The following is a 15,336-nucleotide window of genomic DNA, read 5'->3' as shown; positions in this document are numbered from 1 at the left end:
TATTTTGCAGAGTTTTTTTGAAATTTATGTACTAAAATAGAAAATAAAATAAAAATAAGCCGATATAACTATTGAACCGGGAATAATAGGACTGTTTTACTATTTGAGGTATCTTGATAGAGAAGGGGAACGCCGCTATGGATGATAAAGATTTGAAGTCGATCCTTCACAAAACATTTATAGAAATATACAGTGATTTAGAAGAACTGGCGGATATCGCGAAAAAAGGAAAACCGTCAATGGAAAAGTATGTTGAAGAGATTGAACAGAGGTGCAAACAAAACATTTTGGCGATTGAAATCCAGATGAAAATCAAATAGGAGAGGCGAATGCCTCTCCTCTATTTGTCATCTCATCATCATGTATTGAGTTTAGAGTTTTACAACATTAGAAGCTTGAGGTCCACGATTACCTTCGACAATTTCAAAAGAAACTTCTTGTCCTTCTTCTAATGATTTGTATCCTTCTCCTTCGATAGCTGTGAAGTGAACAAATACATCGTCTCCGCCTTCAACTTCAATGAAGCCGAATCCTTTTTCGTTGTTGAACCATTTTACTTTACCGTTTTGCATATTGCTTAATTCCTCCTAGTACTGTAGCACCCATGTGCTAAAAAAAATTTTGTCATCATTTAACTTTGATTCATTGTTAAATGATGGTTCAACTATACACCATCTGGGAGCACGCGTCAAGTTGCGAATCGGCTTATTTTTTAAAAGGAAGGCGAGTTTCATAAAAAAATGTAACCGCTTTTATTTATGGCTGAATATAAATAAAAAGAGCACACGATTTTCGTATGCTCTCAAGTACGCCATTAAGATAGCGCTTTGGTTTTTTGTTTGGCTGTCATCATTTCTGATTCTTTCAGGATATCCTCTAAAATGACTTCAGAGGAGTTTGCTAAATGAAGGTCCTTTATGTTTTTCTTCATGCGCTGCAAGGTATCTTCATCTGCAAGAAGGGAAGTGACTGACTCGAGAATCTCTTCATGACGGTTCACGACGATGGCAGCTCCGCGGTCTTCAAAGAAGTTCGCATTTTCTTTTTCCTGGCCAGGCACAGGTTTGTACAGAATGACAGGCACACCAATGGCAGTTGCTTCAGTCAAAGTAATGCCGCCTGGTTTAGTAATCATGCAATCTGTGATCCGGAATAGCTCATCAATGCGCTCCACATAGCCCAGAACTTTTAATTTGTCACCGTTTTCCGCCTCAAGCGGACTCAAAGATTCTTTTAAAGCCGTATTTTTCCCGCACACGACAACCACTTGCACTTGCTCATCTTTGACAAGGTTTTCGCACAGCTCTTTTACGTTCTTTAATACGCCGTGGGCACCTGCCATGATCAGAAGCACTTTTTTGTTTGGCGAAAGATTGTACTTTTTATATATCGGTCCAACCGGCATGGATTCTTCAAATTGCGGCCTGATTGGAATTCCTGTGATTTTTACGTTGCTTGGATGAGTGCCGATTTCCAGCAGTTTTTCCTTCACGTAATCTGTCGCCACATAATATTTATCCACGTTCTCGTGTACCCAAATTTTATGAAGGCAAAAATCAGTCATAACATTGAAGGTAGGAATGACTCTTCCTGTTCGACGTCTGTACTCCGGCACGACAATCATCGGAAATGTATTAATAATAATATCGGGCTGATGTTCATCAACAAGTTCGCCCAATCTTTTATTACCCATTTTAAAGTAAATATTGAATTTACGTTTATTATAGATTTTGTCAACTCCGTAATAAAACAAACGATAAAACTGTTTCCCGATTGAGAAGCTTTTTAAATAAAGGTATTGAGTTACCTCTGAAACAATCGGATTTGACTCTTGGTACAAATTAGAAACTGTTACATGCTGAAAGCCGAGCCTTACACATTGTTCATAAAGTGTTTTGGCTACCTGCACATGTCCATTTCCGTAATTTGCAGTCAAAATTAATACTCTTTTATTGGTATTCAAGTAAATTCACCTCAATGTAATCAACAACAAGCAAGCTTCATGCATCGTAAGGAGTTATTGTCTATACATAAACATAACACAAATACATAATCGAATTATTAATGCAGTGAAAAAGTTAAGCTAATTTTAAATGATTTGGATTCCAGTATTTTAAATTTTTGTTATACGCAGACTGAATCAGATGTATTTTATCATATTTTTTGCTCAGCGTATCACTAAAAAAGAAAAATTAGTCCCATTCATAAGGAGTTTCTTGGTAAACGTAATAATTCAGCCAGTTCATAAACAATAATGTGGCATGCGCTTTCCAGCGATTCACTGGCTCGTTGCTGCCTTTTGCAAAATAATGTTTAGGCGCCTCGACAGTAGAAAGGTTTCGTTCCAAATCTCTTTCATACTCTTGAAGAAGCGTATTTGTATCATATTCAGGGTGCCCTGTCAAAAAGACTTGTTTTTCGTCTTTAGACACAATTAAGCAAACCCCGGCTTCCTTTGATGCGGTAAGAATGTTTAACTCTGACACTGCTTGAAGCTGTTCCATATTTATATCTGTATGCCGGGAATGCGGCACGTAGTATAGCTCGTCAAAACCTCTTACCAATCTTTCGTGTTTTGAAAGAACGGTATGCTCGAACACACCGAAGATTTTTTTTGGCATTTGAATTTTTTCCACACCGTAATGGTAATACAAACCTGCTTGAGCACCCCAGCAAATATGCATGGTTGAAGTAACATTTGTTTTGCTCCACTCCATGATTTCCTTGAGCTCTTCCCAATATGAAACCTCTTCAAACGCCAAATGCTCGATCGGCGCACCGGTGATAATCATTCCGTCAAACTTCTTGTGACGGATATTGGAAAAAGTTGTGTAAAATTCGTCAAGGTGTTCTCTTGCAGTGTTTTTCGGCGTGTGTGTGCTTGGGATTAAAAATGTGAAATGAACCTGTAAAGGCGAATTTCCAAGCAATCTGAGAAGCTGAGTCTCTGTTTGGATTTTTTTCGGCATCAAATTTAAGATAATAATTTTTTGCGGCCGGATATCCTGATGAAATGCTCTGCTTTCATCCATTACAAATATATGTTCACTTTCAAGCACCTGTTTTGCCGGCAGGTGTGTTGGTATATTAATAGGCAACGTGCCACCTCCATTATTTCCCCGTTTAATTTTCTTCATTATAGGAATTTTCACGCCAATTTTCAATCTATCTATACGTGTTGAGGGGGAAACAACAGAAACTCTTTATATAAAACGCACTGACACACCTTTTGGTTTCACAGAAAATGATTATCCATGATGCCGGAGGGAATTGTAATGTTTTATAGAATGATAAGATAAAAAACGAGCCATATAAATTGATAATGAACGACTGCTCATTTCGTCAAGTTTCTTAATTGATGTTTGCATTTTGAATTGAAATTTAAAAAAGGTAAAATATTCAGCAGGGACATAGGAGGGAATTACATGTCTATATATCATATGAAGGTACGTACAATAACAGGGAAAGACATGACACTTCAGCCTTTCGCGGGAAAGGTACTGATGATCGTGAATACTGCAAGCAGGTGCGGTTTTACTCCTCAATTGAAGCAGCTGCAGGAATTATATGATACATATCAGCAGGAGGGGCTTGAGATCTTAGGGTTCCCCTGCAATCAATTTATGAACCAAGAGCCTGGAGAAGAGGCTGACATACAGGAATTTTGTGAAACAAATTACGGTGTTACGTTCCCTATGTTTTCAAAAGTGGATGTAAACGGAAAAAACGCCCATCCGCTGTTTGTGTATTTGACAGAGCATGCAAAAGGAATGCTGGGAACTAAGGCGATCAAGTGGAATTTCACGAAATTTATAGTGGATAGAAATGGAGAAATCGTTGGCCGTTATTCACCAAATACAAATCCGAAAGAGCTGGAAGACGCTATCGTGAAGTTATTAGAGCAGTAAAGAGGGTGTTTTTGTGAAGGAATTGAAGCAGGCAGAGCAAATCAGGACATGGGTTCAATCTATCCTGACTGAAGAAAGCTCTGGACATGATTATCATCATGTATCAAGGGTTGCAGATCTTGCTTTGTATATTGGAGAAAAGGAAAAAGCGGATTTGTTCATTGTTGAAACGGCGGCTTTGGTTCATGATTTAATTGATGTGAAGCTGCCTGACACGGTCAGGCTTTCTGTGAGCGAAGTGTATGATCAGCTCGTTTTTTTCGGAGTAGGAAAAGAGGATGCTGACAGAGTGATTCATATTATAACAAGGATGTCCTTTCGGGACAGGGGGAAATTGGCGAAGGAGCCGCTCTCAATTGAAGGAAAAGCTGTACAGGATGCTGACAGACTTGATGCGATTGGTGCTGTCGGCATTGCAAGAGCTTTCATGTTTGCGGGCGCAAAAGGGCATGGCCTTTATGGAGATGATCAAAGCGCATACGCTCATTTTTTTCATAAGCTGCTGCGGCTGAAAAATATGATGAATACAGACACTGCACGGGAACTGGCAGAAGAAAGACACGATTTTATGCTTCAGTTTGTCCGCCAATTAGAAAAAGACGTACCCGGGATTGATGCCAAAACGTCGTAATAGAAGGCTTGGAACGACTATGATAGAATAAGTCACAGATATGCTATAGGAGGACGATCATGAAGATAAAATCAATTGAACCTACACCAAGCCCGAATACAATGAAAGTCATCTTAACGGAAGAGCTTCCGGCGGGCAAAAGCAATAACTATAAACCTGAGCAAGCAGAAGGCGCACCGCCCGTTATAGCGGAAATCCTTAAAATAGAAGGGGTTAAAGGGGTATATCACGTTGCAGATTTTCTTGCTGTTGAACGGAATGCGAGATACGACTGGAAAGACATTTTACCGCAAGTCCGCACTGCATTTGGGATGGAAAGTGCTGAAAGCGCAGAAGAAAACCGCTCTGATCAAGAATCTTTTGGAGAGGTAAAAGTTTTTGTGCAGATGTTCAGCGGCATTCCTATGCAAGTTAAATTGACGGATGGGGAGCGGGAAGAGCGCTTCGGCTTACCTGAGCGCTTTCAGCAGGCGATCTTAAAACTCAGATCTGAAGCTTCAAATGTTGTGTTTGAACGGGCCTGGAAAGAACAAGGTGTCAGATTCGGCGACTTTAATGAAATCGGCCATGACGTGACAGAAGAGCTTCAGGCGGCATACAGTGATGAACGGCTGAAACGACTGACAGAAGCAGCCGCTCAAGGAAAGAGCGAAGCAAAACAAGCAGTACAGCGCAAAGCGTATAAAGTAACGCTTGATATGCTCGATGATGAGGACTGGAAAAAGCGTTATGCGCATCTGGAACAGATGGATCCAAAAGAAGAGGATATCCCGGTTTTACAGAAGGCATTGGATGATCCAAAGGTGTCCATCAGAAGACAGGCTGTTGTTTATTTAGGAATGATTGAAACACCTGATGTTCTTCCTCTATTGTATAAAGCACTTGAGGACAAAGCGGTCTCAGTCAGAAGAACCGCTGGAGACTGTTTGTCTGATATCGGCGATCCTCAAGCCATTCCTGCTATGATCAAGTCGTTAAGCGACTCCAGTAAGCTTGTCCGTTGGCGTGCGGCTATGTTCCTGTACGAAGTCGGCGATGAAAGTGCTATTGAAGCTTTGCGTGCTGCCGAAGATGATCCCGAATTTGAGGTCAGCCTTCAAGTGAAAATGGCGCTTGAGCGTATTGAGCATGGAGAAGAAGCAAAAGGTTCTGTTTGGAAACAAATGACAGAGAGCAGAAAAAAAGGCGAATAAAGATAAAAAGGTGCAGATCATGCACCTTTTTTATGTGAATTGACTTTTTATAAAAATTATTTCGAATATTGTTGAAAAATATTCGAAAACTATTTATAGTAAGTAACAATATTAATAGTTGGAGGGTTTAAATCGACAGAAAGCTATATAAATATAAAAACACAAAAGAACAGAACAATGCGAGGGCGGCCTGAAATTATCATTTTTGCAAAAACAGCCCACAAATAAACTGAAAATTGTTAAAATAAAATCCAATCTAACAATTGAAAGAATTTAGGGGGATCACCATGGCAGAATTACGCAGTAACATGATCACACAAGGAATCGATAGAGCTCCGCACCGCAGTTTGCTTCGTGCAGCTGGTGTAAAAGAAGAGGATTTCGGCAAGCCGTTTATTGCGGTGTGTAATTCATACATTGATATCGTTCCCGGTCATGTTCACTTGCAGGAATTTGGAAAAATTGTAAAAGAAGCAATCAGAGAAGCAGGAGGCGTGCCGTTTGAATTTAATACTATTGGAGTAGATGATGGCATCGCGATGGGGCATATTGGTATGAGATATTCGCTGCCAAGCCGTGAAATCATCGCCGACTCTGTGGAAACGGTTGTATCCGCACACTGGTTTGACGGAATGGTCTGTATTCCGAACTGCGACAAAATCACGCCGGGAATGCTTATGGCGGCAATGCGCATCAACATTCCGACGATTTTTGTCAGCGGCGGGCCGATGGCGGCAGGAAGAACAAGTGACGGGCGAAAAATCTCCCTTTCCTCAGTATTCGAAGGGGTAGGCGCCTACCAAGCAGGAAAAATCAATGAAAACGAGCTTCAAGAACTAGAGCAGTTCGGATGCCCAACGTGCGGGTCTTGCTCAGGCATGTTTACGGCGAACTCAATGAACTGTCTGTCGGAAGCACTTGGTCTTGCTTTGCCGGGTAATGGAACCATTCTGGCGACATCTCCGGAACGCAAAGAGTTTGTGAGAAAATCGGCTGCGCAATTAATGGATACGATTCGCAAAGATATCAAACCGCGTGATATCGTTACTGTAAAAGCGATTGATAACGCGTTTGCACTCGATATGGCTCTCGGAGGTTCTACAAATACCGTTCTTCATACGCTTGCACTTGCAAACGAAGCCGGCGTTGAATACTCTTTAGAGCGCATTAATGAGGTCGCTGAGCGTGTGCCGCACTTGGCCAAGCTGGCACCTGCTTCGGATGTGTTTATTGAAGATCTTCATGAAGCGGGCGGCGTGTCAGCGGCTCTGAATGAGCTTTCCAAGAAAGAAGGTGCTCTTCATTTAGATGCGCTGACTGTTACAGGAAAAACTCTTGGAGAAACCATTGCTGGACATGAAGTAAAGGATTATGACGTCATTCATCCATTGGATCAGCCATTTACTGAAAAGGGCGGCCTTGCTGTTTTATTCGGTAATCTGGCTCCGGACGGCGCTATCATTAAAACGGGCGGCGTACAGAATGGGATTACAAGACACGAAGGGCCGGCAGTCGTATTCGATTCTCAGGACGAGGCACTTGACGGCATTATCAACCGCAAGGTAAAAGAAGGCGATGTTGTTATCATCAGATACGAAGGGCCAAAAGGCGGACCTGGCATGCCGGAAATGCTGGCGCCAACATCTCAAATCGTTGGAATGGGACTCGGACCAAAAGTGGCATTGATTACGGACGGACGTTTTTCCGGGGCCTCCCGTGGGCTCTCAATCGGCCACGTATCACCTGAGGCCGCTGAGGGCGGACCGCTTGCCTTTGTGGAAAACGGAGACCATATTATTGTTGATATTGAAAAACGCATCTTGGATGTACAAGTGCCGGAAGAAGAGTGGGAAAAACGGAAAGCAAACTGGAAAGGTTTTGAACCGAAAGTGAAAACCGGCTACCTGGCACGTTATTCTAAGCTTGTGACAAGTGCCAACACTGGCGGTATCATGAAAATCTAGGCAGCTGGGGACACTTACTTCTATATTTTAAGGTGTGAACATTTGAAATCCAACCCTCTCTATAGTATCCTTTACTTCAGATGAAGGATACTAGAGGGGGCTTTTTTTATGTCAATGGCTTATGAAGAATACATGCGTCAGCTTGTCGTACCGATGCGCCGCGAGCTGACTGGAGCAGGTTTTGAAGAGTTAACAACAGCGGAAGAAGTAGAAAACTTTATGGAAAAGGCAGAGGGCACAACTCTTGTAGTCGTTAACTCTGTATGCGGCTGCGCTGCAGGCCTTGCGCGTCCTGCAGCAACACAGGCAGTTCTCCAGAATGACAAAACGCCTGACAATACGGTGACTGTATTTGCGGGCCAAGATAAAGAAGCTACTGCAAAAATGCGTGAGTATTTTACTGGCCAAGAGCCTTCTTCACCGTCAATGGCTCTTCTGAAAGGCAAAGAAGTCGTACATTTTATTCCGCGTCATGAAATTGAAGGACACGACATGGAAGAAATTATGAAAAATCTGACTGCTGCCTTCGATGCACACTGCTAAATGCCCGTTTTCCGGGCATTTTCTTTTTGGGAGTATAGAAGATGATAACAACAAGCTATAGACCGTCAGAACACACCATAAAAACCGCAAAGCAGCTTTCTAAAGAGCTAAATATGCCATACTGCGGCCGGAATAAACAAAAGGTTGAAAACCTGCTGAAGTCAGCTGAACGTGATTTGCTTGTGGTCGGCAAAGAGCGATTTGAGCTATTTACGAAACAAGGTGCCAAATTCTTTTTTCATCCGAATACAGCGATGTTCAGAGCTAAACGCTTCTTACGGGGTGAGCAAGAGCCGATGCTTCGGGCTGCCGGTTTATCGGAAGGGGATACGTTTTTAGATTGCACACTCGGGCTGGGGGCAGATGCCATTATCGCAAGTATGGCTGTAGGCGAAACGGGTTCTGTGGTTGGGGTGGAGAAAAACCATCTTGTATCCGTTTTAGTGAGGACGGGGCTGCGTTCATGGGAAACAGGTATAGAAGAGCTTCAAGCTGCGATGAGAAGAATCCAGGTGAAGAATGGTGATTGCTTTGAATACATCAAGCAGCTTCCTGACGGCTCTGTTGATGTGGTTTACTTTGATCCAATGTTTCATGAACCTGTAGAGACCTCTGACGGTATTGCGCCTTTACGCGATTTGGCTGAGGATTCCGTTTTGCACGAAGAGTGTATCAAGGAAGCGGTACGCATTGCCAGAAAAAGTGTTGTGCTAAAAGATCACTGGAAAAGCCCGCGGTTTGAACAGTTTGATTTTCATGTCATAAAAAGAAAAACAGCACTGTTCCATTATGGTGTCATTCAGGCAAGTAAAGAAATCCCGTGATTCATACCACGGGATTTTCTGTTAATCGGTGACTTCCATGACGACAAAGTATAGCAATGTTAAGAGTGAAACTGTGGCAAACAGAGCGTCAATCATGCAGAAAGCCTCCTTTCACAGAATATTGTAAGCGTTTTTACACAAAGTGCATAGCAACGAATCTCCTAATTTGTGTATCAGTTTCATATAGTACATGACTTGAATGTTTTGGATGTGCTAAAATAAGAGAAACATGACAATAAAATAGAGAGGAATAAGCAGTCATGAAATTGTGGATGAGAAAGACCCTTGTGGTTTTATTTACCATTGTGACGTTCGGGCTCGTATCTCCTCCGGCTGCTCTTATGGCGGACAAGCCTTCCGGACAGCCGAGCAGTCTTGAGCAGAATGATTACACCGCTTTTTATGATGAGCATGACCTGTACGATGATGAGTCGGATGACAGGCGAGATCCTGAACTGCTTTTTCAATCGTACAAGGAACAGCTCCTTGACAGCGCTGAGGATCAGTCCTTTTTAAAATTCGGCAGCAGAATCGCTCCGGTCATTGAAGATGATTATCGGAAAGAGATCCTGCCAAAAATCGAAAATGTGATTAGTGATTATTTAGCGACATTACAAGATGATGAGGCGTACCAAGATGTTGTGATCTCCAGCATGCCTTCAGCAGGCAAAACGGAAAAAATATTCAACGTTTACAATCGGACAACTGGAGAAGATCTTCTCAGATTCCATGTGCGCAGAGACCATCCGCCTCATGACGGCTACTGGTTTAATTTTCATTATCATACAGCAGAAGATGGATTTCAATCACATCATGAGCTTGGGAGCATTTACTGGGACCGCAACACGCCTCCCAACTGGATGAGTGCCTAAAGGAGATGCCATTAGACATGAAAAAGTACACAATGAATGAAATGGTCAATATAACAAAAGATATGCTGAACAAACGGGGCGTTATGATAGAAGATATTGCACGCATTGTTCAAAAACTTCAGGAAAAATACAATCCAAACTTGCCGCTCAGTGTTTGCATGGAGAATGTAGAAAAAGTCCTGAACAAACGTGAAATTATTCATGCTGTTTTGACAGGCCTTGCACTCGATCAGCTTGCTGAACAGAAGCTTCTCCCCGAACCGCTGCAACACCTTGTTGAAACAGATGAACCGCTTTACGGCATAGATGAAATTATCCCGCTTTCAATCGTTAATGTGTACGGGTCGATCGGTTTGACCAATTTCGGTTATTTGGATAAAGAGAAGATTGGAATTATTAAGGAACTTGATGAAAGTCCAGACGGTATTCACACCTTTTTGGATGATATTGTGGCAGCTCTTGCTGCAGCAGCGGCGAGCAGAATTGCGCATACGCATCAGGATCTGCAAGATGAAGAAAAAGAACAGGATGAAAAGCCTGTCGTCAACTGACTATAAAATAATCATTTCTGGGTTCAGAAATGATTTTTTATTGTGTTACACTACTAGAAGACTACTTTTAAAGGATGAAAAAAATGAAACAGTATAAGGATTTATGCAGACATCTTTTAGAGCAAAAAGGAGCGGTCAGCGTATGATTTCATTCATTTTTGCGATGGATGCCAACAGGCTTATCGGCAAAGACAATGATTTGCCGTGGCATTTGCCTAATGATCTTGCATATTTTAAGAAAGTAACATCGGGCCATTCAATCATTATGGGCCGGAAAACATTTGAATCAATCGGACGTCCGCTTCCAAACCGGGAAAATATTGTTGTCACATCAGCACCGGCTTCAGAATTTCCGGGATGCACGGTTGTCAGTTCATTACAGGATGTACTGGATATTTGTTCAGGCTCTGAAGAATGCTTTGTGATCGGAGGGGCTCAGCTCTATACGGACCTGTTCCCTTATGCGGACAGACTGTATATGACGAAAATTCATCACGAGTTTGAGGGCGACCGTCACTTTCCTGAATTTGATGAAGGCGATTGGGATCTGGTTTCTTCTGAGCAGGGGATCAAGGACGAAAAAAATCCGTATGATTACGAATTTCTCGTATATGAAAAAAAGAATTCTTCTAAAGCGGGAGGATTTTAATTGGTTCGCTACAGCTTTCTAGTGGTTTATATTGTGTATATGCTGTTAAAAAATATGAAACAATTATTTAATCAAACAATGCTCGACCCTCGTCTGTCATATAAAAAACAGATGACTCTTGTGTACGAACAGCCAAAGGTATTTTTGGAAGGCTGTATCGGCATCTCCGGTTCAGTTGTGACAATCCATCAGCCAGAGCCAATCCCACAAGGTCCTGTTTTGTATGTGCACTCTCGTTTGCGCTTGGCTGAACTGGCCTTAATTGCTGGATATATTGAGGAACCGGCCGGCTTTATCGCCAACCCAAAAGTGTTCCGCTTGCCTTTTATCGGGCAATGGCTGGATCGGATGGATGTGATTTCAGGCGGTAATTCAGAAAAGGTATATGAAAATGTGACAAAACAGCTGGAAAAGGGGCAAAGCCTGATTCTTTCACTAGATGGTACTATTGATCCTGTAGAACTTGCGGTCCGCTATCAACTTCCGTTAGTGATGGTGGAAACGAAAGGAACAGAACACCTGCAAAAGGGATCATTTTTTAAACGCTTAAAACCAGCAGACATTGAATTGTCCTTTTCAAAAGCTTATATACCTGCCAATGAAAAACAATTACGTGCATAAAAAAGCGCAGTCGTTAAGACTGCGCTTTTCTCTTACGAAAGGAACGGCACCTTTACACAATAGAAGAGCACGCAGAAAAACATAGCAGCGCTCCCGCCCAATACAAAGCTGTGCCAAATAGCGTGATGGAAGGGGATCTTTTTCCAAATGTAAAAGATGGTTCCGACAGAGTATAAAATGCCGCCGAGAAAAAGAAGGCTGAATCCCGCTCCGCTCAGCGAAGCATATAAAGGTTTAACCGCAATAATCATCAGCCAGCCCATGATCAAGTACACTATGGTTGACAGTAGGATAAAGCGTTTCACGAAGAAAATTTTAAAGACGATTCCACCCAGGGCAAGTGACCATACGATAACCAGCAGAGTAAAGCCGAGTGTGCCTTTCAGCGGTCCAAGTAAAAAAGGCGTGTAGGTTCCTGCGATGAGTACGTAAATCGCGCTGTGATCGATAATCTCCAAAATGTCCTTCGTTTTTTTATGTGTGATGCTGTGAAGCAGTGTAGAGCTCAAATATAACAGCAGCATAGAGACACCGAAAATCGTAAAGCTGACAATGTCCCAGGCGGACCCGTAATTAGCCGCAAATAAGATTAAAAACACTAAAGCAGGGATGGATAAGAGTACACCGATGCCGTGTGTAATCGCATTGGCGATTTCTTCTTTCATTGTAAACAAGTACATTCTCCTTTCGATCGCTAGATCATTTGATTTTTTAACGTCTCTATAAAGCTCAAGCCCTCAAAGGTAATTTTTGTGCCGGCGCGTCCGCGGCTTTTGGTGACATAGTCTTTTTTCTCCAAATAGTCGAGACGGCTTCTGACCTGCTGCGGCGTTAACGAGGTCTGGGTATTTTTGCTGTGTTCAGAAATGATCCGTCTGCTGGCAGGTTCTCCTTTTTCGTTCAATGCTTTTATTGTTTCCAAAATAAACAAAAACTCAGCTTTTTCCATTAAAGTCAGCAGCTTTGCTTTTTTCTTCGACGTTTTTCCGTCTATCGCGCCTCTAATATATGGCGGCAGGTCATATGGATGAATTGTTCCCCCGCTTGATACTGCCGCCATATAATCGGCAGCGTTTTTTAATTCCCTTACATTTCCTTCAAATGCATACTGCTCAAGCACCGGAAAGACAGAGGGATCGATTAACAATTGCTGTCCGGAATTTGAGAGGAAATATTGTGTCAAAAGCGGTATATCGCTTTTTCGTTCAGATAATTCGGGCAGTGTGAGCGTTAAAATGTTCAGCCTGTAAAATAAGTCTTGCCTGAAGGAATGTTCCGCGGATCCGTCTGCAGAAGCACAGATCATTCGCGGCTTCTCCATGTCTGAATCAAGCGCTTTTAACAGCTGAGCTTGTACGGAAGCCGGCATGCGCCATACTTCATCAAGAAAAAGGGTTCCTCGTGCCGTTTTGTGAAAAGCGCCTGAATTTCCGTTAGGGCCAAAAAGCTCATGAATAAGGCTTTCTTCAGAATGCGTGCTGCAATTAACGCTTATAAACGGTTCATTGCTTCTCGAAGATTCCAAGTGTATGGCATGTGCGAAATGATTTTTGCCTGTTCCGATTTTTCCTGTTATTAAGACAGGAAGCTCCGATAACGAGAACTGCTTGGCGATTCGCTTCGCTTCCAGGAAAGTTTGATGTTCTCCGATTAGATGTTGAAATGTATTGAGTTTTGGTGCGCTATTCATCAATTGGCTCCTTTTGGTTCTAATTGGTTTTATTATATCATGCCTTTTTGCTGAAAACACCCTTTATTTTACGATCATCTTTTTTCTTGAGTCTGCAGGATAATGGTTAAACAGAAGTTACCACGAGATGTGGTGGGTATATTCTGTATTTTTTTAATTATTAAATAAAAATAATTGTCTTATTTTTTGAATATTCGTGTTATAATGGCATATTAAATAGGGATTTAAAACAAGAAAGGAATCTGTACATGAAACCGTTGTTGAAAGAAAACTCTCTCATCCAAGTGAAAGACATTTTGAAGGCTCACCAAAACGTAAAGGACGTTGTCATTCACACACCTTTGCAGAGGAATGACAGACTTTCTGAGAGATATGAATGCAATATCTATTTAAAACGTGAAGACTTGCAAGTTGTTAGATCTTTTAAGCTCAGAGGGGCTTATCATAAAATGAAACAGCTTTCCAGCGAGCAGACAGAAAACGGAGTGGTATGTGCAAGCGCTGGAAACCACGCGCAGGGCGTGGCATTCTCGTGTAAACATCTTGGCATTCACGGGAAAATTTTTATGCCGTCTACTACACCGAGACAAAAAGTATCTCAAGTTGAACTATTCGGAAAAGGATTTATCGATATCATTTTGACAGGCGATACGTTTGATGACGCGTATAAAAGTGCCGTTGAGTGCTGTGAGGCGGAATCTCGGACGTTTATCCATCCGTTCGATGATCCGGATGTGATGGCCGGACAGGGGACGCTCGCAGTCGAGATTTTAAACGACATTGATGCAGAACCGCATTTTCTTTTTGCAAGTGTCGGAGGCGGCGGCCTTCTCTCAGGGGTAGGTACATATTTGAAAAATGTGTCTCCTGATACAAAGGTAATTGCTGTTGAGCCCGCGGGAGCGGCATCCTATTTTGAATCAAACAAGGCTGGGCAAGTCGTCACACTTGATAAAATTGATAAGTTTGTAGATGGGGCAGCTGTTAAAAAAATTGGAGAGGAGACCTTTCGGACGCTGGAATCTGTTGTTGATGACATTCTCCTTGTGCCTGAAGGAAAAGTATGTACATCCATTCTTGAATTATATAACGAATGTGCGATTGTTGCTGAACCGGCCGGAGCTCTTTCTGTCGCAGCGCTTGATTTGTACAAGGATGAAATTAAAGGAAAAAATGTGGTGTGTGTGGTCAGCGGGGGGAATAACGATATAGGAAGAATGCAGGAAATGAAGGAGCGCTCCTTGATTTTTGAAGGCCTTCAGCATTATTTTATCGTCAACTTTCCGCAAAGAGCGGGGGCGCTCCGCGAATTTCTTGACGAAGTCCTCGGGCCGAATGATGACATTACAAGGTTTGAATATACGAAGAAAAATAACAAAAGCAACGGACCAGCTCTTGTCGGCATCGAGCTGCAGAATAAAGCCGATTATGGGCCGCTGATTGAACGGATGAACAAAAAACCGTTTCATTATGTAGAGGTGAATAAGGATGAGGACTTATTCCATTTGCTGATCTAATTTTTTTCGCAACCGCGCAAAATGACAGACAGCTAGGCTGGCATCATATATAATAGAAGAAAAACAAAAAAAGAGGATTGATAGCTTGTTACTCAAAAGCCTAGAGTTCAAACGCGGTGACGGGATTCAGGTGAAAGTGACAGAAATACCTGTATTAAAGGAAGATGAGCACTATTTCTTTATGATACATCACCATTTGCAATTCTACTTAAAAGAAGTGTTTTCATCAAACAGCAGGGCAAAAGTGTATTCTTTCCGACATTATATGAAGCGCCGGATGAAGTGGGCAGATTATCAGGCTGTTTTTCATCAAGAGGTGTTAAAGCACAACGCATAACATGCCGTTTTTTTACCTGTATGTCCTCCTTTGTAA

19 protein-coding genes are annotated in these 15,336 nt (G+C 42.1%); 13 read left to right on the top strand and 6 right to left on the bottom strand.

From position 1 onward, the window contains the following. The first annotated feature begins 137 nt into the window (after positions 1-137). Positions 138-320 (top strand): transcriptional regulator DegR, encoded by a 183-nt coding sequence (gene degR, locus BLL41_RS11735; protein ID WP_014664342.1) that lies wholly within the window; start codon positions 138-140, stop codon positions 318-320. A 51-nt stretch (positions 321-371) separates the two neighbouring features. On the opposite strand, the gene cspD is transcribed toward degR, so the two are convergent. The 4 genes from cspD to metA all read right to left on the bottom strand — a co-directional run bounded on the left by cspD (position 372) and on the right by metA (position 3,098). Continuing rightward, positions 372-572 (bottom strand): cold-shock protein CspD, encoded by a 201-nt coding sequence (cspD, locus tag BLL41_RS11730; RefSeq protein ID WP_003153604.1) that lies wholly within the window; start codon positions 570-572, stop codon positions 372-374. 15 nt (positions 573-587) lie between these two features. After that, the gene (locus tag BLL41_RS22625) at positions 588-734 is read right to left on the bottom strand and encodes a hypothetical protein (RefSeq protein ID WP_141770202.1); all 147 of its coding nucleotides are present in this window, start codon (positions 732-734) and stop codon (positions 588-590) included. An 80-nt stretch (positions 735-814) separates the two neighbouring features. Next, positions 815-1,963, bottom strand: a complete 1,149-nt coding sequence (locus BLL41_RS11725; RefSeq protein ID WP_040082834.1) for a diglucosyl diacylglycerol synthase — start codon at positions 1,961-1,963, stop codon at positions 815-817. 229 nt (positions 1,964-2,192) lie between these two features. Continuing rightward, a complete protein-coding gene (metA, locus tag BLL41_RS11720) occupies positions 2,193-3,098 on the bottom strand; it encodes a homoserine O-acetyltransferase MetA (protein WP_014664339.1) in 906 nt (301 codons plus the stop codon). A 327-nt stretch (positions 3,099-3,425) separates the two neighbouring features. Here metA and BLL41_RS11715 point away from each other — a divergent pair, with 327 nt between their 5' ends. The 10 genes from BLL41_RS11715 (at position 3,426) to BLL41_RS11670 (ending at position 11,756) form a co-directional block, all read left to right on the top strand. Next, the gene (locus BLL41_RS11715) at positions 3,426-3,908 is read left to right on the top strand and encodes a glutathione peroxidase (RefSeq protein ID WP_071577982.1); all 483 of its coding nucleotides are present in this window, start codon (positions 3,426-3,428) and stop codon (positions 3,906-3,908) included. A gap of 13 nt (positions 3,909-3,921) precedes the next feature. Further along, the gene (gene hdhQ, locus BLL41_RS11710) at positions 3,922-4,539 is read left to right on the top strand and encodes an Mn(2+)-dependent (deoxy)ribonucleoside pyrophosphohydrolase (RefSeq protein ID WP_071577981.1); all 618 of its coding nucleotides are present in this window, start codon (positions 3,922-3,924) and stop codon (positions 4,537-4,539) included. Between the two features lie 59 nt (positions 4,540-4,598). Beyond that, positions 4,599-5,732 carry a conserved virulence factor C family protein gene (locus BLL41_RS11705; RefSeq protein ID WP_071577980.1) on the top strand — a complete coding sequence of 378 codons (1,134 nt, stop codon included), beginning with the start codon at positions 4,599-4,601 and terminating at the stop codon, positions 5,730-5,732. 287 nt (positions 5,733-6,019) lie between these two features. Further along, entirely contained in the window at positions 6,020-7,696 is a 1,677-nt protein-coding gene (ilvD, locus tag BLL41_RS11700) for a dihydroxy-acid dehydratase (protein ID WP_071577979.1), read from the top strand. Positions 7,697-7,804: 108 nt separating this feature from the next. Further along, on the top strand, positions 7,805-8,239 hold the full coding sequence (brxA, locus tag BLL41_RS11695; protein ID WP_003230794.1) for a bacilliredoxin BrxA: 435 nt from the start codon (positions 7,805-7,807) through the stop codon (positions 8,237-8,239). A 41-nt stretch (positions 8,240-8,280) separates the two neighbouring features. Then, complete coding sequence (locus BLL41_RS11690) at positions 8,281-9,063, top strand: class I SAM-dependent methyltransferase (RefSeq protein WP_071577978.1); 783 nt, start codon at positions 8,281-8,283, stop codon at positions 9,061-9,063. Positions 9,064-9,323: 260 nt separating this feature from the next. Then, positions 9,324-9,935, top strand: coding sequence for a YpjP family protein (locus tag BLL41_RS11685; protein WP_009967559.1), 612 nt, complete (start codon positions 9,324-9,326; stop codon positions 9,933-9,935). Positions 9,936-9,952: 17 nt separating this feature from the next. Next, positions 9,953-10,486, top strand: a complete 534-nt coding sequence (locus BLL41_RS11680; RefSeq protein WP_071577977.1) for a phosphatidylglycerophosphatase A family protein — start codon at positions 9,953-9,955, stop codon at positions 10,484-10,486. Between the two features lie 142 nt (positions 10,487-10,628). Further along, positions 10,629-11,135: a dihydrofolate reductase DfrA gene (gene dfrA, locus BLL41_RS11675; RefSeq protein ID WP_083427998.1), complete on the top strand. Its 507-nt coding sequence runs from the start codon at positions 10,629-10,631 to the stop codon at positions 11,133-11,135. Next, a complete protein-coding gene (locus tag BLL41_RS11670) occupies positions 11,136-11,756 on the top strand; it encodes a lysophospholipid acyltransferase family protein (protein WP_071577975.1) in 621 nt (206 codons plus the stop codon). A gap of 32 nt (positions 11,757-11,788) precedes the next feature. On the opposite strand, the gene trhA is transcribed toward BLL41_RS11670, so the two are convergent. Together trhA and BLL41_RS11660 are read right to left on the bottom strand one after the other, a co-directional pair. Further along, positions 11,789-12,430, bottom strand: a complete 642-nt coding sequence (gene trhA / locus BLL41_RS11665) for a PAQR family membrane homeostasis protein TrhA (protein WP_071577974.1) — start codon at positions 12,428-12,430, stop codon at positions 11,789-11,791. Between the two features lie 20 nt (positions 12,431-12,450). Beyond that, on the bottom strand, positions 12,451-13,446 hold the full coding sequence (locus BLL41_RS11660) for a sigma 54-interacting transcriptional regulator (protein WP_071577973.1): 996 nt from the start codon (positions 13,444-13,446) through the stop codon (positions 12,451-12,453). 248 nt (positions 13,447-13,694) lie between these two features. Between BLL41_RS11660 and ilvA the strand changes: the two genes are divergently transcribed. Both ilvA and BLL41_RS11650 read left to right on the top strand, forming a co-directional pair. Then, a complete protein-coding gene (gene ilvA / locus BLL41_RS11655; protein WP_071577972.1) occupies positions 13,695-14,963 on the top strand; it encodes a threonine ammonia-lyase IlvA in 1,269 nt (422 codons plus the stop codon). Positions 14,964-15,048: 85 nt separating this feature from the next. Beyond that, on the top strand, positions 15,049-15,300 hold the full coding sequence (locus BLL41_RS11650) for a YpmP family protein (protein WP_071577971.1): 252 nt from the start codon (positions 15,049-15,051) through the stop codon (positions 15,298-15,300). Positions 15,301-15,336 lie beyond the last annotated feature (36 nt).

This window comes from Bacillus sp. FMQ74 (genome assembly GCF_001875785.1).
Taxonomy (GTDB): domain Bacteria; phylum Bacillota; class Bacilli; order Bacillales; family Bacillaceae; genus Bacillus; species Bacillus stercoris.
Note: the sequence above shows the minus strand (reverse complement) of the source record. Positions and strands in the feature narration are given on the sequence as shown.